This is a genomic window from Azospirillum isscasi (assembly GCF_030849505.1).
In the GTDB taxonomy this organism is placed as follows: domain Bacteria; phylum Pseudomonadota; class Alphaproteobacteria; order Azospirillales; family Azospirillaceae; genus Azospirillum; species Azospirillum isscasi.
In genome coordinates, this window is the sequence record NZ_JAUJFI010000397.1 from 1 (window position 1) to 546 (window position 546).

The window sequence follows — 546 nt, forward strand, 5'->3', positions numbered from 1 at the left end:
GGGTTGTCCTTGAAGCGGCCGGCGCCGCGGCCACCCGCGTGGATCTGCGACTTCACGACCCAAACCGGACCGCCCAGTTCACGGGCGACGGTCTCGGCCTCTTCCGGCGAGAACGCCACGCCGCCGCGGGGCACCGCGACGCCGTACGTCTTCAGCAGGCCCTTGGCCTGATACTCATGGATGTTCATGGCTGTCTTCGAGTGTTTAAAATGGAAGGGTCCGGCGCGCAGGCCGGCATCGGCGCCCACGGCCTGCGCGCCGGCACCCTGCGTCCTGTGCTGAATCCGTGGAAAAATGACGGTGTGAGCCGATGGCTCGCCGGATGCCCGCGGCCACGCCCCCGCTCTTCGGGACGGCGCGCGCCTGGAATCCGGCCTGCATGGAGTGGGCGCCCCGGCGGGACGCCCTCGCCACGGCGATCGTTACTCGGCGGCCATGCGGGGAACCACCATCCCCAGCGCGCCGCTGCCGCGGACTTCGGAAATGCGCCGCTCGTCGAAGCCGAGCACCTCGCGCAGGATTTCGTCGGTGTGCTCGCCGAGCAGC

1 protein-coding gene is annotated in these 546 nt (G+C 70.1%); it reads right to left on the reverse strand.

From position 1 onward, the window contains the following. On the reverse strand, positions 1–188 hold a 188-nt coding region (locus QSG27_RS29180; RefSeq protein WP_306712385.1), incomplete at its 3' end, for an ATP-grasp domain-containing protein. Between the last annotated feature and the right edge of the window lie 358 nt (positions 189–546).